20 protein-coding genes and 1 pseudogene are annotated in these 22,235 nt (G+C 43.0%); 5 read left to right on the forward strand and 16 right to left on the reverse strand.

Annotated features, from left to right (window positions below; genetic code table 11):
• The first annotated feature begins 53 nt into the window (after positions 1 to 53).
• Positions 54 to 428: a helix-turn-helix domain-containing protein gene (locus tag MHI43_RS15960; protein ID WP_036660404.1), complete on the forward strand. Its 375-nt coding sequence runs from the start codon at positions 54 to 56 to the stop codon at positions 426 to 428.
• On the opposite strand, the gene MHI43_RS15965 is transcribed toward MHI43_RS15960, so the two are convergent.
• A complete protein-coding gene (locus MHI43_RS15965; protein ID WP_051425294.1) occupies positions 418 to 1,839 on the reverse strand; it encodes a hypothetical protein in 1,422 nt (473 codons plus the stop codon). The two genes, MHI43_RS15960 and MHI43_RS15965, sit on opposite strands and share 11 nt — an antisense overlap.
• A 428-nt stretch (positions 1,840 to 2,267) precedes the next feature.
• Positions 2,268 to 3,086, reverse strand: coding sequence for an SDR family NAD(P)-dependent oxidoreductase (locus tag MHI43_RS15970; protein ID WP_015735362.1), 819 nt, complete (start codon positions 3,084 to 3,086; stop codon positions 2,268 to 2,270).
• A gap of 186 nt (positions 3,087 to 3,272) precedes the next feature.
• Here MHI43_RS15970 and MHI43_RS15975 point away from each other — a divergent pair, with 186 nt between their 5' ends.
• Entirely contained in the window at positions 3,273 to 3,878 is a 606-nt protein-coding gene (locus tag MHI43_RS15975; RefSeq protein ID WP_036660408.1) for a TetR family transcriptional regulator, read from the forward strand.
• Positions 3,879 to 4,470: 592 nt separating this feature from the next.
• Here the strand turns inward: MHI43_RS15975 and MHI43_RS15980 are convergent.
• The 4 genes from MHI43_RS15980 to MHI43_RS15995 all read right to left on the reverse strand — a co-directional run bounded on the left by MHI43_RS15980 (position 4,471) and on the right by MHI43_RS15995 (position 7,563).
• A complete protein-coding gene (locus tag MHI43_RS15980) occupies positions 4,471 to 5,274 on the reverse strand; it encodes an undecaprenyl-diphosphate phosphatase (RefSeq protein ID WP_015735364.1) in 804 nt (267 codons plus the stop codon).
• A gap of 386 nt (positions 5,275 to 5,660) precedes the next feature.
• Positions 5,661 to 6,392: a hypothetical protein gene (locus tag MHI43_RS15985; protein ID WP_015735365.1), complete on the reverse strand. Its 732-nt coding sequence runs from the start codon at positions 6,390 to 6,392 to the stop codon at positions 5,661 to 5,663.
• Positions 6,393 to 6,596: 204 nt separating this feature from the next.
• Positions 6,597 to 6,848 (reverse strand): helix-turn-helix domain-containing protein, encoded by a 252-nt coding sequence (locus tag MHI43_RS15990; RefSeq protein WP_049788704.1) that lies wholly within the window; start codon positions 6,846 to 6,848, stop codon positions 6,597 to 6,599.
• Between the two features lie 145 nt (positions 6,849 to 6,993).
• Positions 6,994 to 7,563, reverse strand: coding sequence for a TetR/AcrR family transcriptional regulator (locus MHI43_RS15995; protein ID WP_015735367.1), 570 nt, complete (start codon positions 7,561 to 7,563; stop codon positions 6,994 to 6,996).
• A 136-nt stretch (positions 7,564 to 7,699) separates the two neighbouring features.
• On the opposite strand from MHI43_RS15995, the gene MHI43_RS16000 reads away from it, so the two are divergent.
• The gene (locus MHI43_RS16000; RefSeq protein WP_015735368.1) at positions 7,700 to 8,629 is read left to right on the forward strand and encodes a 2-dehydropantoate 2-reductase N-terminal domain-containing protein; all 930 of its coding nucleotides are present in this window, start codon (positions 7,700 to 7,702) and stop codon (positions 8,627 to 8,629) included.
• 104 nt (positions 8,630 to 8,733) lie between these two features.
• Here MHI43_RS16000 and MHI43_RS16005 read toward each other — a convergent pair whose 3' ends face one another.
• From MHI43_RS16005 to MHI43_RS16040, 8 genes are all read right to left on the reverse strand, one after another.
• Positions 8,734 to 9,048, reverse strand: a complete 315-nt coding sequence (locus MHI43_RS16005; protein WP_036660411.1) for a methyltransferase domain-containing protein — start codon at positions 9,046 to 9,048, stop codon at positions 8,734 to 8,736.
• Positions 9,049 to 9,191: 143 nt separating this feature from the next.
• Positions 9,192 to 10,118, reverse strand: a complete 927-nt coding sequence (locus MHI43_RS16010) for an NAD(P)-dependent alcohol dehydrogenase (protein WP_036660413.1) — start codon at positions 10,116 to 10,118, stop codon at positions 9,192 to 9,194.
• A gap of 864 nt (positions 10,119 to 10,982) precedes the next feature.
• Positions 10,983 to 11,891 (reverse strand): oxidoreductase, encoded by a 909-nt coding sequence (locus tag MHI43_RS16015; RefSeq protein WP_036660421.1) that lies wholly within the window; start codon positions 11,889 to 11,891, stop codon positions 10,983 to 10,985.
• A gap of 69 nt (positions 11,892 to 11,960) precedes the next feature.
• A complete protein-coding gene (locus MHI43_RS16020) occupies positions 11,961 to 12,623 on the reverse strand; it encodes an NAD(P)-binding oxidoreductase (protein WP_036660424.1) in 663 nt (220 codons plus the stop codon).
• A 90-nt stretch (positions 12,624 to 12,713) separates the two neighbouring features.
• On the reverse strand, positions 12,714 to 13,286 hold the full coding sequence (locus tag MHI43_RS16025; protein WP_036660427.1) for a TetR/AcrR family transcriptional regulator: 573 nt from the start codon (positions 13,284 to 13,286) through the stop codon (positions 12,714 to 12,716).
• 695 nt (positions 13,287 to 13,981) lie between these two features.
• Positions 13,982 to 14,698, reverse strand: coding sequence for a hypothetical protein (locus tag MHI43_RS16030; protein ID WP_036660430.1), 717 nt, complete (start codon positions 14,696 to 14,698; stop codon positions 13,982 to 13,984).
• A gap of 116 nt (positions 14,699 to 14,814) precedes the next feature.
• A complete protein-coding gene (locus MHI43_RS16035; RefSeq protein WP_036660434.1) occupies positions 14,815 to 16,197 on the reverse strand; it encodes a HAMP domain-containing sensor histidine kinase in 1,383 nt (460 codons plus the stop codon).
• 41 nt (positions 16,198 to 16,238) lie between these two features.
• Entirely contained in the window at positions 16,239 to 16,946 is a 708-nt protein-coding gene (locus MHI43_RS16040; protein WP_015735377.1) for a response regulator transcription factor, read from the reverse strand.
• A 154-nt stretch (positions 16,947 to 17,100) separates the two neighbouring features.
• On the opposite strand from MHI43_RS16040, the pseudogene MHI43_RS16045 reads away from it, so the two are divergent.
• Positions 17,101 to 17,316: pseudogene (locus tag MHI43_RS16045) on the forward strand (GlsB/YeaQ/YmgE family stress response membrane protein); the annotation flags it as partial.
• 613 nt (positions 17,317 to 17,929) lie between these two features.
• On the opposite strand, the gene MHI43_RS16050 reads toward MHI43_RS16045, so the two are convergent.
• On the reverse strand, positions 17,930 to 19,690 hold the full coding sequence (locus MHI43_RS16050) for a S41 family peptidase (protein ID WP_235201630.1): 1,761 nt from the start codon (positions 19,688 to 19,690) through the stop codon (positions 17,930 to 17,932).
• A gap of 431 nt (positions 19,691 to 20,121) precedes the next feature.
• The gene (locus tag MHI43_RS16055) at positions 20,122 to 20,658 is read right to left on the reverse strand and encodes a dihydrofolate reductase family protein (protein ID WP_015735380.1); all 537 of its coding nucleotides are present in this window, start codon (positions 20,656 to 20,658) and stop codon (positions 20,122 to 20,124) included.
• A gap of 912 nt (positions 20,659 to 21,570) precedes the next feature.
• On the opposite strand from MHI43_RS16055, the gene MHI43_RS16060 reads away from it, so the two are divergent.
• A complete protein-coding gene (locus MHI43_RS16060) occupies positions 21,571 to 22,230 on the forward strand; it encodes a TetR/AcrR family transcriptional regulator (RefSeq protein WP_015735381.1) in 660 nt (219 codons plus the stop codon).
• The last annotated feature ends 5 nt before the right edge of the window (positions 22,231 to 22,235 follow it).

The following is a 22,235-nucleotide window of genomic DNA, read 5'->3' on the forward strand; positions in this document are numbered from 1 at the left end:
CATTCTCTTGAAGGTGTTTTTTAATTTGTCTCACGTTATGGGGTCAGTCCCATATGATCGAATACCGCAATAGCGTTTTTCTTTGTACCTCCGAAATCACGCTCGGATTAATAAGTGGGAAATGGAAGCCTTTGATTTTAAGTCATTTATCGAAACAAACCTACCGGTTCAACGAACTTCAGAAGTTGATGCCCGGAGCTACGCAAAAAATGCTGACGGTGCAGTTAAGAGACTTGGAAAACGACGGATTAATCGCCCGGAAAGTGTATGCGGTAGTTCCGCCAAAGGTCGAATATTCGCTAACCCAATTGGGAGAGGCGCTCATGGTTATATTAATCCAGCTTCGGGACTTTGGGACAGATTATATGCGGTTATTTCCGGACGACGAACTGCCATCCGCAATACAAGAGCATGAGGTTAACGGGTAACAACTTGACGAGAATAGCTTCCATTCAACAGAATTAACCCTCTTAATTTACTACCTGCCAGATGCGGCGCCTCCACTTCATCGGCTTGTTCGTCAATGATTACAACCACATTTAGCGGAAACAGTTTGCCAAGCAGTGCCCACACCACGAGCGGATTGCCTCCAACTGAAATGTAGTGAACGCCGTCATCATCAAAGGCCGCGAGTCCTGTCACCCCCAATATATCCGAAGCAGAGTGTTCGATCCATGCGGAACGGGCCGGCCAGGCTGTACTTTCTGCGGATACGTGGATTTGCTCAGGACGATACATATATCGGTGTCCTCGCATAGCCTGCCCAACATCCACACAATACTCGTAATTCCCATCCGACAATCTCAGATTTAATATAACCCGGCCTTGTTCATTTGCTTCGGGTACGATATCTATTTCGTTTTCGAAACTCACTTCATTGTTATTCTGTTGCTCTGATGTACGGGAACCGATCCAACTGCGGGTGACTGCGTAGTAATCTCCCTCAGCATAATCGATGACAAAGGAGTCTGTCCCCCCGGCCTTCTCATACGGCAATAGATGAGCGGGATGCCAGCAAAGTAAGCTTTTTGTGGCGGTAATCGGTTTTCCGATTGCCGCAGGCAGCACCATCCCGAGACGGTATTGAAATCCGTATCCAACCATGGAGAGTTCAGGGCTTAGGAAACTTTGCGCGAAGCGTACAACCTCTTTGTGTGGCATTCGTTTGACCATCAGTTCTGTGAGAAAGCGATTCCGCGCCGGCTCGATAAATCGAAGTCCCTTCGCTTGATCCCCCTCCACGATCATAATAGGAACTTCCTCCCAGTTCTCAAAAGGCATCAACGCATCTCTCAGGAGGATCAGTTGATGCAGATACTCATTAAACAACTGCATGATTTCGGGGCTACCCTTAGGCCCCATTAAAATGCTCACCACCTCTGGCGTCCACCGATGATTGTCACACTGGCTTCTATGAACAAGCTGGAGTAAGGATTTTTCTCCGTACATCAGCCAAGCCGACTTCTCTAAATAATATTCTCGAGCCCAGCTAGACAACGTGTTTCCGATTTGTTGCGCCTGATCGAGGAACGGGCGTTTCGTTTCATCTCCCGAGGCGATTAAGGCCAACGGCAGCACGGCTTCTCTTCCGGAAACTCCTAAGCTGGATTGGAGATTCCTTAAGAGCGACTCAGCGGCTGCAGAGTCCCCAAGCTGTAAGCAAACCGCCTCGAGTAATGCACTTATTTCGCGGACGATATCTTTTGCGCGGTACACTCCAGCAGGGAGTTCCCAATGCGATTTCTCTTGAGAGTCTACAGAACGAAACGTCGTAGTCTCGATATCAATTCGCGTCCCAAGTCGCAGGCTGCTATCCTCTATTTTGATCCGATATTCCAATTAATCTCTCCCCCTTTCGTTATTTCTGACTCAGTATAAATTCAATTGACATACTTGAGAAGTACGCACTTTTGGGTATGTCAATTTCAATGAAGTGACTTAGTTTCATGAAGGAAACCGTAGTTAACATTAGGATAGAAGATACCCATAAATTAGGGTACACGGGTTTACAAGCCAATCATCATTCCATCCTATAATTGCAAATTGATAAGAAATTTATCTAATCGGTAATCGGACTATGTTCTTGTCCTTCGACATTCGGATTAGTACCTTTTTCGGCTGTTCACTTTACACAGAAAAAAAAACAGTCAGATCTAAATATGTAAGGTCTGACTGTTGAAATTATTCACCTGTCAATTCATCATTCATTCTTTGTATTTCATATAGATATCAATAGCGGCCTATCCAACATCAATTTCGGCCAAATGTTAAAGAATATGCTTGGTCAACTGATATAATTTTAGTGCGTCCTTCTTGCTAAGCGTCGGGAGATCGAGATCAACGGGCTTGGTTCGGTCCCAGGCGATGAGGGGCTGGGATGGAGGATTATCCATCAGCTTAATGATCGGTTGAATACTCCTCTCCACCGGCTGTGCGAAGAGCTTGCCCATTACGCGCAATATTCCCTTGAAAGGCTGGGCCAAATGATTCGTACCGCTATGGGTATATCCGGGATGGTTAAGTATGAAACGCGTCTTCCCGTTCTTGTGGTTCTCAGCATACGCAACCCCCAGCAAATCATTCGCCCGTCCTCCCTGCAGAGTCGCCTTCAACAGACCATACCCCTGTTGAAGTGTAAGGTCATCGTAGTGAACGAATCCCTTCGTCATTCCAGTGCCTCCGATGCTTACAATGACCGGATTGGTCCCCCTCTCCAACAATTCCGTTAAACCATAACTCAGAATAAATCGGCTGACATAATAGAGCGCAAAAGTGCTTTCAAAACCATCTGGAGTCAATTTCCGTTTAGGAAATTGTTGCATCGCTGTAAGCACCAGTCCGTCAAGCGACATATGGTGTTGTTGAACTTCTTGAATGACGCGGCGGTTCTCAGACAATGATAATAGATCAGCTTGAATAAAGAATGCCCGGTCTGCGGCGCCAAGTCGTGCAGCCTCGTCTAGAAATTCCTTACCCCGGAGACGGTTGCTGCCTGTCACCGTCACTCTGCTACCCTGGCGTAAATAATAAATGGCGAGCCCTTTGCCCATCCCGGAAGTACCTCCTGCTACGAATAAGTCCTTCACCTTCCCACTCTCCCACATATGAATTAAGCTATAAATGTTGACTAGTCAACAGTTGTCAATTACCATATTAATAGTAATCTCCAATGCGAATCAATCAGCAAAAGAGCAGATCTGTTGTGTAGACAACAATAGATCCAAATTGTACTCTTCCCGACTACGGATCACGAAACAAGGAGATGGTGTGGGATGGGTTTAGTGAACCCGAATGATCCTCGCGCAAAGCGAACGAGGAAATATATTCAGAAAGCATTTACGGATTTGCTTGTAGAAATGGACTTCGAAAACCTCTCGATTCAGGATATTATGGATCGTGCTGAACTGAACCGAGCCACCTTTTATAACCATTATCAAGATAAATATGAATTGCTTGAGTTAACCATGACCAGCGCATTTACGGAAATTCTATCAACACAGATTCCTACCGGTACGCAAATGCAGGGTACAGAGCTGTTGCGCAATCTAATGCTGGCAGTCTGTGAGTGGCAGATTGAAACGACGAAGCTGCTAAATGCTCGGCGAACCCTTTCGCGGGCGATGGAGGACAATGCCAAGAAACAACTGTACAATGTCATCATCTCTTGCATGGCGCATGTCAAAGACCTCCCGGCGGAAGAGCAGCGAAGAATGGAATGGGTCGCGACGATGATCAGTTGGTCAATTTATGGGGTGGTTGTGAAGTGGAGTCAACGGCAGGAAGAGCCGGCGGAACAATTCATCGAGCATGTGCTGCCCTTCCTGATGTCGAACTTGCGTACGCTTAATCTGCAAGGCTCACAAGAGGAATCGGGGTAATCCAAAAGGGTATTTAAATCTATCCACACCCCCTATTTTTTGCCGGCGCGTATGGTATGGTTCTCCGTGACTAATCTTCAACTAAACTGCTTGCATGGAAACATAGTTAGATACTTATCTAATCGGTAATGAGGCTATGTTCTTGTCCTTTATGGCAATCGGTACAAGTTCTTGTCCTCGAATCGGGGCAAGAATTTGTGCCGATAAAACAAAAAAGCCGCTATTTTAGCGACTTTCAATAGGACCATGTTCTTGTCCTTCGACACCTATGTTTGTTTGCTTGCCTCTTTTTCGGCAATGGCTAAACCATTGGTGTAATTCAAAAGTAATTCTGTAGGGTGATATAATACCCCGGTTCCATATTCCCCCACATGTATAATCCTCTCATTTCTCTTACTAACCATCTCTACTAACTCATTAACAAAAGATTCCTTTCCTTCTTGGTATTTATCTGGGTACTTATTTGCTAATTTCGATATGCTTGCTCCGTAAGTGTCCCTCTAAGTTTCATCTTATCCTTCTTCCCCATGCCCACAATTAAACTAACGTTTCCCTTGTGGTAGATTGCTTGAATAATCAAATACAAAACTGGTTACTGTATGACGATTAAATAGAAGAGCGCTGCTAAGACAAAACGGTATAGAGCAAACCATTCCAATCGAAGTCGCTTAATCAGTTTGATGAACGTCGCTACTGCAATCATTGCCACAAGAAAGGATGTCGTAAAGCCAATTATCATTAGAAAGAAATCCTCAGAATTCAGCAAATCGCGACTATCGTACAAATCCAACAAGCTTGCACCAAACATAACAGGCACGGAAATAAGGAACGTAAAATCTGCGGCGGCTTTTTGGCTAGTACCAAGTAAAAGACCACCTGAAATCGTTGAACCCGATCTCGAAAATCCCGGCCACAAAGCCAAACATTGGAACAGTCCAATCCCGAAAGCTTGTTTATAATTTATCCCATCCATCGTATCAGCGGTTTCAGTTCTCCTACTACGTGCAGCGATGATCATCAACAAGCCACCTGCAACTAGACCGATCAAGACGGGGGTTGGGCCGAATAATTGGCTTTTTATTGTGTCCTTGAAGAGAAGATATATAATTAATGCTGGTAACATAGCCAAAATCATATGAACTACATTTAAGCCTTTACTTTGGGAAAAATCCAATCTAATCAGATTAGCACCAATCTCCAAATATCTTTTCCAATAAAGTATTAGAACTGCCATCACCGCACCCAATTGAATAACGATTTTAAAAGTTATTGCAGCGTCTCCCTCAAAGTTAAGCAAATTGCCTGCTAAAATCAGATGTCCAGTAGACGATACTGGTAAAAATTCTGTTAACCCCTCTATTATGCCAAGTATTATTGCTTTAATTACCTCAGTCATCTGTGGATACCCCCTTTTGGAAATTTGGTTGGTGGCAATAAACTACACCTTGTTTAATAATTTCCAGTATAAGGGGGTCATCTATGTATTCCCATCGAATAACATAACAATATTCAATTTAGTATTACATTATTGTCACATTGCTCATTATTTTAGTCTTAATACCCCCTTTGACTAACTAATGGCAGGAACTGCAATATCCTCCTTTTGAATTCTTGTTTGCTATCCAAGAAACTCATCTTTTGATCAGTTCTACATCCAGTCTTCAAAATTATCATTTAGAAACTCAATCTCACGCTCATAGTGCGCCAAGTGCCCTTCCTCAACCTTTTTTTGATAGGCAGGATTTCCATTGGCAGCACCCTTTCTTCAAAATTCACTTAAAATCATAGTAAAGGCACTAGCAGGTTAGCTTCAATTTTCCATTGTGAGATCTCGCCTTTGGTCACTTCTGCTTTAAAAGTGTTGTACTCCTGGTCATACATCACTACAGCGGCATTCATGACTTCATTAAGATTTACGCTTACCAGGGAATCATTCTCTATTTTATAGATAGATGTTTCCGCTGCTGTACCTGCAGTAGCAACGATTTCCTTTATCCCGTCCTGGTCTACATCAACCTCCACAGTATGTGCTTCTATACACAGCACCTGGGGGGAAGTACTGAGCGACAAATACTTGGAAATAGGTGCGTTAGCTCCAACAGAGCCGGTCACTTTAACGTAAGATTGGCCCAAAACATCAACTGTACTTGTCGAATAGTCGCTGGCCCCTTCATACCCGATCTGTCCTATATCATAGGTTCCGTCTTTGGAATGAAGTACAGCATAAATTTTCTCTACATCATCATTCTTTTTATAAGTTAAAACCTTGGAATCATCAACCGCTTGGCTCTTCAATTGTTTAGATAGTTCTACTGGAGTGACTTTAGTTAGTGGCTCGGCAGTTAAAGACGTTGTATACTTCAACTGGAACTGCTTTGTTTCAGGTGCTACTACATTGGCAGTAGGCTGCTCCGTTACACTGTTAAAATTTGTTGCTGAAGGAGCATCTGAGGACGGGGTGCCACATCCCGTAATTACTCCTAATAAGATTAATGCCAGTACTGTTTTTTTCATTAAAGAGCGCTCCCTACTTTCATATTTGTTCTGATCTCTGACACATATCCCAAGCATTATAGTCGTCTATATAGACGGTAACATTCGCATATTTGTTGTTTAAATATCCAATTTTTTTAAAACGTCCGCTAGCTGCAAAAGCCACTTAAGCCGGATATTCCTGTCTCAATTTTTCGATGATCTCGCAACGAATGGCTTTGCTCGTCACTCCCCGTGTAGATTTGGATACAGCTTTTTTAGGTATGCGGTCTCCGCCTTTAAGTAGGCTATTTCTTCTTCAAAACGGGGAAGCTTTGTCTTCGGCCGTCCTTTATGAAAGGCTTCTTGCTCTATAGCTCTACCTTCTTGATGCCATTTCACCCATACCTCAACTTGTGTCTTATTCCGAATCCCCAGTCGCCTAGCCACCTCTCGATAGGACATGTTCTCTTCGTTCCCATGAATCAGTGAACTCATAACTTCTTCTGTTTTCTTGTGCTGACGGAGAAGGGCCACCCGATAAAAATCGTGCTTCGCAGCCTATGAAAAAACTTGACATAACATAAACCTCACCTTTGACTGCCACACGTTATAGAGTATAGAATACCATTTTGATCGGCGTTTACCCTTCATTGACTGTGCCAAAGGTATAATACGGTTTTATCCCATTTGCAAATAGGCTATCGATCAGCTTGACCAATTCTTCCGACGATAGATCTTTGCCGTTGCGTATCCACAGGCGAAACATAGATAGTAACGTGGATATGTAAAACTCAATGATGTAGGGTGCCAAGACATCGTTTGTGGGAAATTGTACAATCAATCGCTCAAAGGGAATTTCTCTTTTCAGCCGTTCAATAAAATGAACCGCACCATAGTCGCCCAACAGGGCTTTCAGAACTGAAATTTCCTCTGCATTTTCCAGGCATTGCAGCGCATCCTGGAACGTATGGGTAGAAAACTCGCGGCTCGCCATTTCCTCGTGAATGGATTTTAAGACACGCTCTTCAACGAAATCCAACAACGCATAAATATCCGTAAAGTATTGATAAAAGGTGCTGCGATTATATCCTGATTGCTTGGCAATCTCTTGAACGGATATTTTTTCAATTGGTTTTTGGCAATACAAATCGCAGAATACATTAATAAAGGTTTGCCTCGTTTTGTCCGTCATTTCAGGTTGCTTATTCATGATTGGCCTCCATGTTCTGTTTCATCGATTATGCGACAGATCTTAAAAATCTGATGGTTGATGACCCTATTATGAATCTATACAATAACATTATACAACACGTTGTTGGATGATCAACTATTCTAGGGAGGCTAACATGAGAATTTTATTCTTCGGTCGAGGCGTCATATCAACCCAGTATGCTTGGGCATTCGAAAAGGCAGGGCATACCGTTGAGTTTTACGTTAGAAAAGGGAGAAAAGAAACCTTCGGAAGCCATATCGCGCTTGAAATGTGGGACGCACGAAGAGGGAAACAGCTCATAAAAGAAAACTGGAACGTCACACTGCATGAGGAGATAGGGTCAAATTACGATCTCATTATTGCGAGTGTCAACACGGAGCAACTTCCATCAGCAGCACAGCTCCTATCGACTGCCGCCGGGAACACCCCAATCCTCATCTTCAATAATCTTTGGCAAGACTTAAAATCAGCGATCTCGCCATTGTCTATGAACAAGGTGGTCTTTGGATTTCCAGCAGCAGGGGGCGGCATCACGGACAATAAGCTTAGAGGCGGCTTTTTGAAAATGATATTTCTGGAGAAACCACGGGCAGGCACGGAACAGATGAACAACCAGATCAAAGAACTATTTGAAAGTGCCCATTTTAAAATCAGTTGGATCAAGGATATGCAAAGCTGGCTATGGAATCACTTTGCCATGAATGCGGCGATGGAGGCCGAGGTGTTAAAACGCGGAAGCTTTCCAGCACTTATGAATCATAGTGACTCCTTCGCAAATGTTGGTAAGCATATGAGGGAAATGATGCCCATACTTAAAGCAAGAGGCGCAAAGATGGACGCGATTACTCTACTGCTGACCAAGATTCCACCGGCACTTCTCGGCCCGCTTTTTAACAAGGTTATTTTTGCAAAGAGCAGCTTACCGCGACTTTTCGTCGAATACAACAATAGTAAAGCAGGTTTTGCGGTACTTGAAGTTGTGAGAGAAGCAAAAAAGTTAGGCATACCTTTGCCGCGTCTTACGATGGCATTTGAAAATACGGAATATGCAAAAGAAATATAAAGAAGCCTTCCGATGGTTTCGAGCGTAAGCCAAATCTGCTTCTTGGCATAAAAATACACGCTTTAGCATGCATCGGATTACCCATGGGTTTTCCAATGTCTATTCTAAGGGGTGTACTCTGTCGATGCGACGGGCGGCTTAGGCAGTGAGGACGGGAAACGAGGGGTAAAGCTATTAAGGTTTCGGGCGTACACTAAAAGATTTTCACTCAAATCGACTCCAGTTACTTTTGCTCCAAGCTCGGATAAACGGTAGGCTAATTCACCCTGACCACAACCGATGTCACAAATTCTTAGGTCGGCTAGAACAGATAGATTCTTTAGTTGTTGTAAAATATATCTGTAGGAACCCTCTGGCCCTCCCGAGTTCACCATACCGTTATATTGCTCAGCATCACTATCGTAGCTCCCCTTATTCATCCTCCTTTTCTCATCAAATTTAAAGTCCTTAATCCGTTACAAGTCCATTTATATTCCATACTGGTGTTACGTAATCCTGCCCGTTAGTTTAATAAATGGTGTATAAAAAGCCGCTGATTATGCGGCTTCTAATGTTACTATGTTTATGTCACCCGACACTCGCCTACTGTAATGGCCACATTTCCCTTTTTGCGTCCTGTTTCTGCGTATCTGTGAGCCTCGGGGATCTGCTCCAACGGGTAACATCTGTCGATAACTGATTTCAATTTTCCCTTTTCCATAAGCTCTTTGAGGAAGTGCAAATCCTTGGTGCTTACTTTCGCTATGCCCTGACCATCCACGGACACATAGGTTCCATTAGGAGCTAAGACTTTAGAGGATCTCGCTTTTGAAATTTTCCCAACGGCATCAAAGATAACATCATATCGCTCATTTCTGTTCACGAAATTTTCTGTGGTGTAATCAACGACCAGATCAGCTCCCAACGTCTTCACCAAGTCTATATTTGTAGTGCTAGTAACACCGGTAACCTCTGTACCAAAGTGCTTAGCGAGCTGAACTGCCGATGAGCCCACTGCACCAGAAGCTCCATAGATAAGAACCCTTTGACCACTCTGAATGTTCGACTTTTTTAAGAAATACAGGGCCGAAAGCCAACCGAAGGCAAAGGCCGCTGCTTCTTCATAAGTTGAATTTATGGGTTTCATAACTACCATTCCGTCTTCATGAAGACACGTATACTCGGCGTAAGTACCGAAGTTCATTCCTCGATAAGCCATAATCTCATCGCCCTTTTTGAATCGTTTAACGTCTTTACCTACATCTTCAATGATTCCAGACAACTCTACTCCTAAAATGGTTTTTTTGGGTTTTCTGAAGCCGAGCAGAAATCGCATTGGGATCCACAACAATAGAGGAAAGTCAGAGCTGCGAATTCGAACATCCATTGCCGCTACGGACGTTGCGCGAATCCTCACCAGTACTTCGTTCGCCATCGGAACTGGTTTGTTAACCTCTGTCAGTTCAAGAACGTCCGGTGATCCGTATTTAGTGCAGACCATCGCTTTCAAATGGGTTACCTCCTTGGCCACAACTTAAGCCAAGTATATCGGTCGCATCACTGTTCGAGATAGATACTAAAGTATTGTATTTGTGGGGAACTGTTTACAACAGACGGTGCTTACGAACGCGTGCTACAGCCTCGTTCCGCCTGCCTGCTTGACCTGAAGTTTATCAACACGATTTGAAAGACCATGGGCCATGGGCAATAAGGTGTAGAACTTCTAATTCACGCTCGCTAAGTGGTTCGATCAGTGAGTTGTTATACGGACCGCTGTGACGTTCGGATGCACCTTCGCTGTCACGTAGATCGGTTTCAATCTCGGCTAACAATTTTTCAACATAACTAGGCATTATGCTCTGTACCTTAACTTCTAACAGCAAAGTGTAGACAGGCGAACCTTCGTCAAGGAAGATAAGAATGCCCCCGTTCATCACCAAGCCCTTTTCCTCAACTTGGCGTCGCAATGACCACAGTAACGCCAAAGCACGATGGGCGTTTCCCCGTGCGAGGTTGACTCGAATTTGACTGATTGTATGTTGTGCTCTTGCACCTCTGCGGCTTTACTATGTTTATCACCTCCTATCCTCTCAAACATAAGAAAACACAAAAAAAGCCGCCAAATTAGCGACTTCCAATGGAACGATGTTCGTGTCCTTCGACAAATAGCGACTTTCAATGGGACTATGTTTTTGTCGCCCAACACGAATTCCCTGCCCGTTAGCCCAGAAAAAGCTGTCGACCAAAAAGCCGGCTGCCTCTATATGTCTTCATTGAGCTATCGTTTCTACGTTTGCGTAATGCCCTGGCATATGTGATACGGTTCATCTTAACAGTCTATCGGCGAAAAAAAGGAGCTATCTTCGGTAGTTTTTTACAAGTCATAAACTACTCCGGTTAACTTCTCGGATTGTAACCAAAGCTTTTCCGCAAGCTGCACATCCAATGCCTTTTTGGGAAAATCTACAAACTTTGGTTTCTTAGCCTTTAGAGGATTCATTCCTAGCCCTACGTAAACATCTCCGGTGATTGTCGAATCCGTCGCCGCAATAAGTGATGGCCAAGATGATTGATCAGGAGGAGTTCCGAATATTTTCATTAATAGCAGTCCGAATGCTTTGGTTCCCTTCGGTACGTTTCTCCCGATTCCTGTAGGACTCGTACCAGGATGTACTGCTATAGAAGAGATACCTTTCTTCTTCGCACGTCGATTTAATTCTCGGGCAAACAGTAGGTTTGAAAGTTTCGAGCGATTGTATCCTGCCATTGGTCTGTATTTATTATCCATCTTTAAATCAGAAAAATTTATATCACCCATTTGAGCTGACTGTGCGCTAACTGTAACGATTCGACCGTGGTTCTTTTCAATTAACGGCAATAACAGACCCGTCAACGCGAAGTGTCCAAGATGATTGGTTCCGAAGTGCATTTCAAAACCATCGGCCGTCAGTTCACGAGTGGGAACGGCCATTACCCCAGCGTTGTTTATAAGGACGTCTATTCCTTTCACTTTCCCTTGGATCGTGTCGGCAAAGCTTCGAACTGACTTCAGATCAGCCAAGTTTAATGGCTCCACTGTTACATCTATATTCGGTGCCGTTTGTTTCATCTTTATGATAGCTTCTTCGCCGCGCCTAGGATCACGGCTTCCAATGATCACTTTAGCACCGTGCTTCGCTAGCTCTAATGCTGTATAATAGCCTACCCCGCTATTGCCTCCCGTCACGATAGCTGTTTTTCCTATTAAGTTTGGGAGATCGTCAGGCGTCCAGTTTGGTCTCATGATTTATTCCTCCAAAAGGATATATTTTGATATGTAATTGGGTCATTACTACATGCAAAGCTGTTTCAGTCAGTCATGAATAAACGAGGATTGTTTGATGTAACGAGCATGTTCGACTGAATCGATCATGAATCTAGCCACGTCGTCACGAGAAATTTTAGCTAGCATGGAAGGAGTAAAAGCACCGTGCTTATATCGCCCTTTGCCCGGCTCATTGGTGAGCCTTGATGGCTGAACGATAGTCCAGTCCAATCCACTGTTCCGCACAATACCATCCTGCCTTTCCTTATCGTAAAACTCTCGGAACGTTATTAAAGAAACCAGTTTTACAATCATTCTCATCCCAATTCCGAGCTGATTCCTGCTTTCTCTGCTGGTGCCAAATCCCGTAAGAACGACAAGTCTCTTTACTTTATGCCTTCTCATCGCGTTCACAATGGAACGAGTCCCACGTAAGCATAGATCTGAAGGACTTCTTGCTGTCGCTCCTAAAGCTACAAACACCGCGTCTTGCCCCTCAACAGCCGATCCTACATCCTCTTCACTAAATACATTGCCTTCTACAACTGTTAATCCCTCCCGGGTAAACGGGATTCGATCTGCGGCACGTACAAAGGCTTTTACGGTATGTCCTTTGCTGATTGCTTGGTCAATTAGCTGTAAGCCCGTACCCCCGTAGCTCCAAAGATGGTAAACTTCATTGTTCTTTGCCTCCTTTAATCTTCTCTCCATCTTAATAAGTGAACGATCATTTATTATTAGTGGGGAGAAAAGCGATGCCAGGCATCGCTAAAATACTTTGTTATACTCGGGAATTATAGATCATGCCTTAATTGCGTCCCAACTCATCTTGATGGCAGAATCTAATTGTTTACTATTCAATATGCTCCCGTTCTTCAAATGTGCTTTCAACAATTCGGCTATTGGCAAGATGGAGTAAACAACCAGCATGTTAATATCCTCCTTCTTCAATATCCCTTGTCGGATGCCAGCGTCAAACATCTCGAAGATCGGCTGAAACTGACTTGCCGTATCCTCTAGGCACCATTTCTGGGGCAAAGGCGAATTCATGATTTGCTCCAGAAACAAAAAATATTCTTTGTACGATTGAATAAAATCAACATAGTTGCGGATGATAGCTTCAAATCGTTCGTAAACTGTTCGGGTATGATCCACTCCCTGAAACATTTTCTCGCTCATCTTGCCTTTAATCTTCAAGTAAGTCTTGTAGAGCAGATCCTCTTTGTTCTCATGGTAAATATAAATCGTCGCTGCCGATACATTCGCTCTTTTGGCAATTTTTGATATCGACGTTTCAGAGAAACCGATCTCATTAATTAGCTGTACGGTCGCGTCAAATATTGCTTCGACTTTGTTATCATCTCTATATCTCATGAATCAATAATAAATGATCGTTTATTTATTGTCAACAATAAGGTATTGCTAAATATTCGCTCTACTTGTGATACGGTTCACCTCGCATGACCTTAAAGTATCCTGCCCGTTAGTTCAATAAAAAGACGCTCCCGCGCTTTCGCTTGGGGTACGTCCTCATCAGTATATTCCATTTCTAATTACTAATTAAAGAACGTACGCGGGTAGCATTAGTGCTTAAACAGGGGACTTATCTTAACCTAAGCACAAAGAAAATACTTTATTTTATAATTCCAAAAGAATAGGCTGCAGAAGCTATCCGTATGTACAAATTCTTTAATCTCAATGTAAGCTCTACAAATATGGATCTGTTTAGATCTTCATCAACCGGTAATCGGACCATTTTGTTGTCCCTTGACATCGTCGGAAGACAACGTGGATTTCCGTTAACTCTTTAATCACATCACCTTTATGAATGCATAATGCATTGTCCATGTCTCGACTGTTTTTTGAAGGATCTTATGTTCATCACTTGGATAAAAGTTGTGTATGGCAAAATTGTACCATGTCTAAGTTATTTAAGAGACAACCTGTCAGCTCGATACCATTCTATAAACGATCTATAAACGAGAAAATACGAGAAAATACCTGCCCCTCTCCCGGGCAGGTATTAAAGGTGAATCTTATAAATGCTTACCAACATCGATCACTAAATATTAGTCCAGAAGGCTGTAGATCTGAATGCTCTCCACCTTGGCATCCTTGATATGAAACGACATCACATCCACATAATTGGATGGCTCATAACGGAAGTCATCCTCCTCATTAGGGGCTCCATCACCAAGCAGTTTCCCCTCAGGGTAGGCGTTTTTGAGTGTATCCAGGCTATCTCCTGCTTTAATGTTTCGCACTGTCGCGTAATTAGGATCTGTAATTTCGATATGAAAGATGGAGTCTTGTTTCCCCTCCGGTATACTGATTGTTTTAATCTCCAGACCAGGATACGTATAAACCTTTTCTGTAAAACCGATTAACGTATCCATGTTTGTTCCATCGCCAGCACTGTACGTATGAGATTTCAGGTTATCCGGTTTGCCCAGCATCTGTTCCATCTGATCTTCATTCGCTGTATCCGAAATCGCAATGGTGTGCTCATTATAGACAAAAGCAAGCTCCTTCAGCACCACATTGCCTTCCTTCTCCATGGAACCTTCCTTAATAGCTTCAGCACTTTGTCCTTCCGAATTTTCTGAAGCAGGCGCAGTAGAATTGGATGCTCCTTCGCCTTTGGCCTGTTCGTCGGGCGTGTTTTTTTCAGCCGAGTTCTGCGCCGCTTCTGGCGGCTTGGCACCATTGGACAGACAGCCCGTCAGTGCCATCGTTAGTAAAATACTCAGCAGGATAACAGATGTAGCTTTGTTTATCAATTTCATCATGATCCCTCCATAAATGTGTGATTTCTTCTTATGAAGTGATTATAAAAAATGTATCTGTTAGTCTCATAACAGAATTGTATCAATCTTGTAACGTTAACTATTTACGTGCGTGTTTACGCACGGGGTAACACAATCGTAACGGTCGTTCCTTCCCCGATTTGACTTTCCATGTCGATATATCCATTAAACCGCTCTACAATCTCTTTGCAAATCGAAAGTCCAAGACCTGAACCGCTCGCTGTGCTTGCATTTTTCGCCCGGTAAAAGCGTTCCTGCACTCTCTCCAGCTCATCGCCCGCGATACCGATACCTTGATCACGTATCCTTATAACTACCTCGCTTGGCGTATGGTCCAACTTTAATTCGATTAGCGATGGACTGCCTGAATATTTGATGGCATTGTCCACAAGGTTGGCGATCGCATGGGACATCAGCATTGGATTCACGTTGGCGTGAACTCTCGTCATAGGCTTATCCTCCGGTTCCGCTTCCGTCTCCCTGAACATAATCTCGATTCCTTTATCTTTGGCCTTGGCACCCATACTCATTGCGACTTGCTGAATCAGTTCGTTCATTTCCGTCTTCCGGGCTTCCAGTTCGTTAGAACCAGCCTTGTCGAATCGGGATAGCAACAACAGTTCATTAATCAAGCGCGTCAGCCGATCCGATTCCTGCAGAAGATGAGCATAGATTTTTTGCAGCTCCTTGTTCTCGTTCTCCCCTTCAACCAAGTATTGAGAGAAACCACGAATGGCTGCCAATGGTGTTTTTAACTCGTGAGATACGTTGGAGACAAATTGTTTCTGGTACTGAATGTAATCATGAAGCTGCCGCCCCATGGAATCCAGCCCATCTGCCAGCATGCCCAGCTCATCCTTCCGGTTTAGATGAACTCTCCGAAACTCCTGTCTAGAGAAACTTTGCGCAGCCCCAAGCAACAGCTTAATTGGCTTGGTTGTGTTGCGGGCAATCCACAGACTGGATAACGTAATCAGTACAATAAATCCGCCTGCACCCGCAAACAGGATATAACGGATTTGATCCATAATCGCATAAAAGTAGGAAATGTCCTCCACGAACTCATACACATAAGCGTTTTGGTAGTATTGATCCTGAATGGGAGTAGCAAAATAAAGCAGATGATTTTCCGTTACGGTGTAGGCGTAACTGCCGCTCAGGGCTTTCTCAATATTCTTTTCAAAAATAAGAGGTTTGCCATCATTAATGATGATGCCATCCACTGCCAAGCCCAGCAACTGCTTGGAGCTATCATAGATACGTACTTCCTTGCCTGAAGCTTTCAGCTTCTCCAGAGCAAGTCTGACGATTTCTTCTGTCTGCGGTTCTCCTGTCGATGATCTATGCTGTGCCAACACCTCACGGAAGGACAACTCGGACAGATCCGCCTTCTCCATCATCTGTTTTTCAATGGTAATGAAGCTGTAGTAATCGATGGCTTTATTCACCGCAAAAATGATGATGCCAAAGGACAGCACGGAGAAAAATAAATAATTCAGTAGTAACCGGGTTGCATACTTCAGGCCTCGCCACCTCCAAGTTGATAGCCAAATCCATAGATCGTCCTGACATACTTCGGTTCGTCCGCGTTATCCTCCAGCTTCTTCCGTAATCGCATGATGGTCATATCCACACTGCGACTGTCTCCCATAAAGTCATATCCCCATCCGATCTGCAGCAGCTCATCCCGGGTAAAGATTTTGTCTGGCCTTTTGAGTAACGATTCCAGAATTTTAAACTCTTTGGCCGTTAAAGACACGGGTACACCGTTTTTCAGCACCCTTCGGCTTTCGAGATCAAATGTCAGCTCTTCATGAATGATGCGTGTAGATTTCACTTCTGTTCCTTCACTTGATTCCTCCTTGCTCTCGTTTCTTCTCAGAATCACCTTGATCCGAGCGAGCAATTCGCGATTGTCAAAGGGTTTGGTCATGTAATCTTCCGCCCCTAGCTCTAGTCCCAACACCTTGTCGATTACCTCATTTTTGGCAGAGAGCATGATCACAGGAACGGCACGTTTCCCGGTGATTTCCTTGCACAGGTCATATCCGGAGCAGTCAGGCAGCATCAAGTCAAGCACCACCAGGTCCGGCCCAAAAGCATCCAGCAGCTGCAGGGCTATTTTTCCGTTTTCAGCCGTTTGAACGACGTAGTTTTCTCTTCTCAGTACGAGCTCGATTAAATCTCTGATTGCGACTTCATCGTCAATGACAAGTATTTTCTTCAATGTGCACCCCTTCTAGCCTTGTTCCCCAGCTTGAATCATAATTTACCCTCATCTTAGCACAGACACTTTAGATTCCTCCACCAACTGGGAGATGAGGTATATTCCACTGAGCCCAACATAACTAGTAATAAATCCGAAGAATGGAGAACAATCCATGGATCTGCTCTGGGTACTCATTGTTGGTGGGCTTATTGGCTGGTTAAGCGGCAACTTGTTTGGGCGGGACGTACCGAGCGGTGTACTTGGGAACATTATTGCGGGTTTTATCGGTTCCTGGTTAGGAACAGAATTGCTGGGACCAAGGGGGCCGACGATTAGCGGATTCCATATTATTCCATCCATTATTGGCTCGATTATTGCCCTGCTCATCTTCTTCGCTCTGGCACGCGGCGGAGCATTTCCGAAGACGTTAACAAAAAAGAGGCGGAAACCGGTATCGTCGTTCATTAGATATTTTTTATATAGATGCTGCCAGGTCATAAGATGAACACTTACGGTCCTTTTTATATTTTTGTACTGATTATGTCTGCGATTTCAGAGCATAGTCGTGACAATAGCGCAGGATGACGACCATACGAAGTTTGTACGACTTATTAATAAAATGATCGCTAAGTCTTGAATTGAAATGCGAAAACTGTCCTACATAATGCTACTTATGAGGTTTTAATCGCTTTTCATTTAGATACTCATCTAATCGGTAATCGGACTTTGTTCTTGTTCCGGTAATCGGTACAAGTTCTTGTCCTCGGCTTGGGTCAAGAACTTGTACCGAGACCTTCAATGGGACTATGTTCTCGTCCCCGACATCTTAGGCTAGTATTTTTCTGTTTTCTCTGGCCCATTATTTTTCTTGTACCGATAAAACAAAAAAGCCGCTAAATTAGCGACTTTCAATGGGTCCATCAAACGGGTTTTAAAAAAAATTCAATTTTTAAATTTATAGTTCTACCGATGAAGTTCTTGTATATGTAGGAGGCAATAGTTTAATAACCATTTTTAATTATTTCAACAGCTTTCTCAACATACTCGTCCCTACCTTCCATAATTCCTTCAATGGTGGGATCAAGACGAATATCAGGCTGCACTCCTATTCTTTGCGTTGGTTTTTTATCTGGATAAAATATTCCGATTCCACTTATGGCAGTTTTTATATTTCCTGGAAGAGTAATTCTAAATAAATTGCCATCCGCTCCAGCAGTTGGCCTCCCAAGAACTATTGAATTTTCTGTTTTTCTGAGTAACATCGTTGTAAACTCACCGTTACTCATAGTATGCTCATTGATTAAAATCACAACTTTCCCTTTATAAACCTCGTCATCTTTCCGTTGAGGCTTCACTGAGGTAAGAGGTTCAAAATAATATTCACCTGGTACTGCACGATTAGGAAGTGACGCTTTAGCAAACTCTTCCTCAGAAGGGATCAGATATTGGGCCAACTTATAGTCAACTGAGCTAGAAGGGTAGTTTCTAAGATCAACAATCAGACCTTTAGTGTCCCACCATTTTTTCATGATGCTATCAATCTCGCCATCTACCAACAGACCGGCATTAATATAGTAGATCTCTCCGTTCTCCATTGCTTGCGATTTCGTATAAACAAAGTAATTCATCTCTTGTAGGCTGCTCGTCGCACTGATATTCATCGTTTTTCCCTGTCGAATTACGGTAACGTCCATATTCTTTTGATGAGTTCGGAATAATGCATTAAAGAAATGAGCTGACGTGTCTTCTCGTGATTGTGAGATGTATTTTCTTCTATCTTCTAATAATTCATCAATACTCTTGTCACCTACTTTTAATACAATGTCTCCGACCTCAAGTCCACATTTGTTATAGACTGTACTTATAACAATCTGATTGTTAATTTCGACAAAGTTTACGGGAAGTCGATACGTTCCAAAATACTCAGTAATGGACTCTCTATTTTTGCCACCCAAATAAACATGAGAATCGTGTATTCTAGTTGTTAGTTCTGCTAAGGTCATGAAATAGGAATCATAATCAGACCCATCTATCATTTTAGGAATAAACTCTAGCAGCACTTGATCCCAATCCTCTTCGATGACATCTTTATAAGGAAAATAGTATTCGATAATATTCCAATAGCGGAATAAACCAAGCAACCTGTAGCCGGTGTCATCAAATTTCATACTAGTATAAGCGTTTTCATTATGCATAATCCCTAAGGGTGATTGATCATTAAAGCTAACGTATGCATTTTTCCGTTCTGAAATGTTAGAATCTAAAATCTTAGATAATTCAAGACTCAGATCTGTTCCAAGATATTCCTCATCCTTGGACCAATCTGTGGTTGGACTGAGTTGTATGGAATCTTCGGAAAACTGGTATTGCTGTTCAAGATCCCCGGGAATGCTCTCATTACCTAGCGTATGAACCCAATCATAGAGAATTGAATTCACATCCGAATTTTCTTCTAAAATAGAAGGCATCACCCGAAATAGCTCATAGTCCCAATTTATATCCCCAGATACAACCTTAGGATGGTAATATTTCACCATTCCCCATACCTTACCGAGCTTAGCAAAATCCTCGATCTTCTGTTCAGAAAGGCTGGAAAATTTCATTCCACTTCCTTGGTCATACTCCTGCTCCTGCTCTTTCACTTGCTCAAACTGATGAGTCTCTTGTGATGCAAAACATCCTGCAGTCATGAGGATAAACAATACACTGATAAATACAAAGAACATCCGGTTTCTTCTTTTTTTAGTTTCACCGTTTTCCACCTTTCAGCTCAATAATTTATCTTTTTTCTTGTAAATCTTTTAGAATACATTCTCACTCTTCACTCTGTAACCGTTCGTCCCGTCCTTTTTACTTCATATATTACACCAAATAATGGAAAATGTAAAATTCTTCCTGCTACTACAACAAAAGCAGCTGATCACCTTGATCAGCTGCTTTCTTATTTTGATCGTGCTTTCGTTTCCCGTTAGTTTTAATGGAAAATTCAATTTGCCTTCACTGCTTTGTCTGAGATTCCGTTTTTACGGATAACTTTGCTTCCAACGAAGGTCAATCGTCAATTCCATGAATAACTATGTCATTTCGCATAACTGAACAAATTTTAATGAATAAGAGATCCTCTGACTGCCGCTACAGACGGAGAATCCCTATTAAAGTAAAGTGCCCTTTAGGCCGCTGGGTCAACCGCACACTAAGCTGGAACGTAGGTCAACCTGATCACCTTCTCGCCAATTCGATCGCTTGCCACGAGGCGCAGCGGCGGCCGCGGACCGGCGAAGAACGGCTTGCCGTGACCCAGCACGACTGGATGGAGATAGAGTCGATACTCATCAACGAGTCCGAGCTCTGTTAGACTGTGGGCCAACTCCGGTCCGGCAACTTCAATATCCCCTTCATACTGAGCCTTCAGCCCACGTATGGCCGCTGCGAGGTCGCCCTCGATCAGAGAAGCGTTTGGACCGACGGACTTTAACGTCCTCGACACCACCCACTTCGGTTTGCTTTGCCACGCCGCTGCGTATTCCCGTTCCGGCGCATCCCATTCAAAATGGTCTCCGTCCCAATACCGCATGGTCTCGTACATACGACGCCCGTACAGGATGCCCGCGAGGCCGCGCACGTCGTCGATGAAATGACGGAATAGCACGGGGTCGGGCTGAAATGCCATGTGGTCGTGGTCAACGAATCCGTCCAGAGACTGGTTCAATGCGAAAACAATCTTTGCCATGCGATTGACTCTCCTCCCTGGTTTTCTCGCACATTCATCATCAAGATTGCACGTTTCATATGCAGCCTCCTTTATGTCTACATTTTATCATCCAACAGTATGTCCGGTTTCTCATGGATTGCTAAGTGCACAGTTCTGGCCTGACTGAATACAAATTTAATTTAACGAAGGATGGTAAATTAAACAATTCTGCCCATTAGTTTAATCAAAGGACGTCTACCACCGTCGATGAAATTCTTTCCGGCATGTAACCATGTTCTTGTCATCAGTCGGGAATGTTATCAAGTTCTTGTCATTGTGTATTGACAAGAACTTGATAACATAAATATAAAAAGCCGCATAATTAGCGGCTTCTAATAGATGTTAAAATACGTTTCTCTGTTTGGTTAATATGATGCAGTTGCACGTTGATTGTTTGTTGTTATATCAGGATGAGGTGGAAAACACCCATCAACTACTGCGATAGCAATGTTTTCTCCTGTAAGATGCGATGGGACATCGAGGAAATCTCTTATGGATGGCCATTCCATGTTCTTAGCTCACTTCTAAAAATACAATCGATCAGCACAATTTACTTATTTAATTCCTATCATTTAAAGGCTCTTTGATGTGTGTCCTCGTGTTCTTGTCTTTCGATATATGTCATTCCACATATATCCCCCTCAGATCATCACGATTTTCTCAACCGGCTTCATGAATTGTGGAGGCGTAACACTTTTCATCTTTTTTTTATTACTTTCCTCCAACACATTTTCGCTCCTTTCCCACTCTTCCCTCTGTAACCGTTCGTCCCGTCCTTTTCACTTCATATAAATCTTTTATTATGATATTAATATTTCAACACTGCTTGACATGTGAATGAATTACCGATATAGTGTGAATCAATTCACGACTCACATAAAGGAGTAATCTATGCCAAAAAGTACTTTCTTTCGTTTAGATGAAGCAAGGCGCGCGGAAATATCTAATAGCGCTATGCATCTTTTTGTTGATCATCTTTACGAGGATATAACTATGAAGATGGTTTTGGATCGTTTGTCCATGCACCCCGGAACATTTTATCGGTATTTTGAAGACAAAGATGACCTATATTGTCTCTTAATACGTAATGTGACCCAGAAAAGAGCTGCGTATTTTAATAACAGTAATGAAGATTCCCTCCTCCAGTTTTTCCTTACTGGCTTATTTGGTAGCGTAAATGGCATTGTGACCGAGCCGCTGAACGAGTTGGAAATCAAACTCACTGAAACACTTTTATACATTCCTGAGAACATTTTGCTTAAAATATATCTGAATGTGCTAAAGGGCGAGTCATTCCCCTTAATCAAGGATATTTTACGCCGAATGAGGGTTGATGGATATCTCCGACCTGATATTGACGACGACCTGATTTCTTTTATGTTTGAGTCGATGCAGTTTAATTTAGTCATGTTTTTTAGGGAATTCGATATTAAGGACTCTAAGCTGCAACATAAGATTAGCAAGTATTTTGCTGACTTTATGAGTCATGGGCTGCTTGAAGATCATAAATATGCTGAAATGCTTAACGATCTCAAGAAAGCCAAGGAGTAGAAGTA

Origin of the sequence: Paenibacillus sp. FSL H8-0457, from assembly GCF_038051935.1 — a bacterium.
Taxonomy (GTDB): Bacteria; Bacillota; Bacilli; order Paenibacillales; family Paenibacillaceae; genus Paenibacillus_AQ; species Paenibacillus_AQ lautus_A.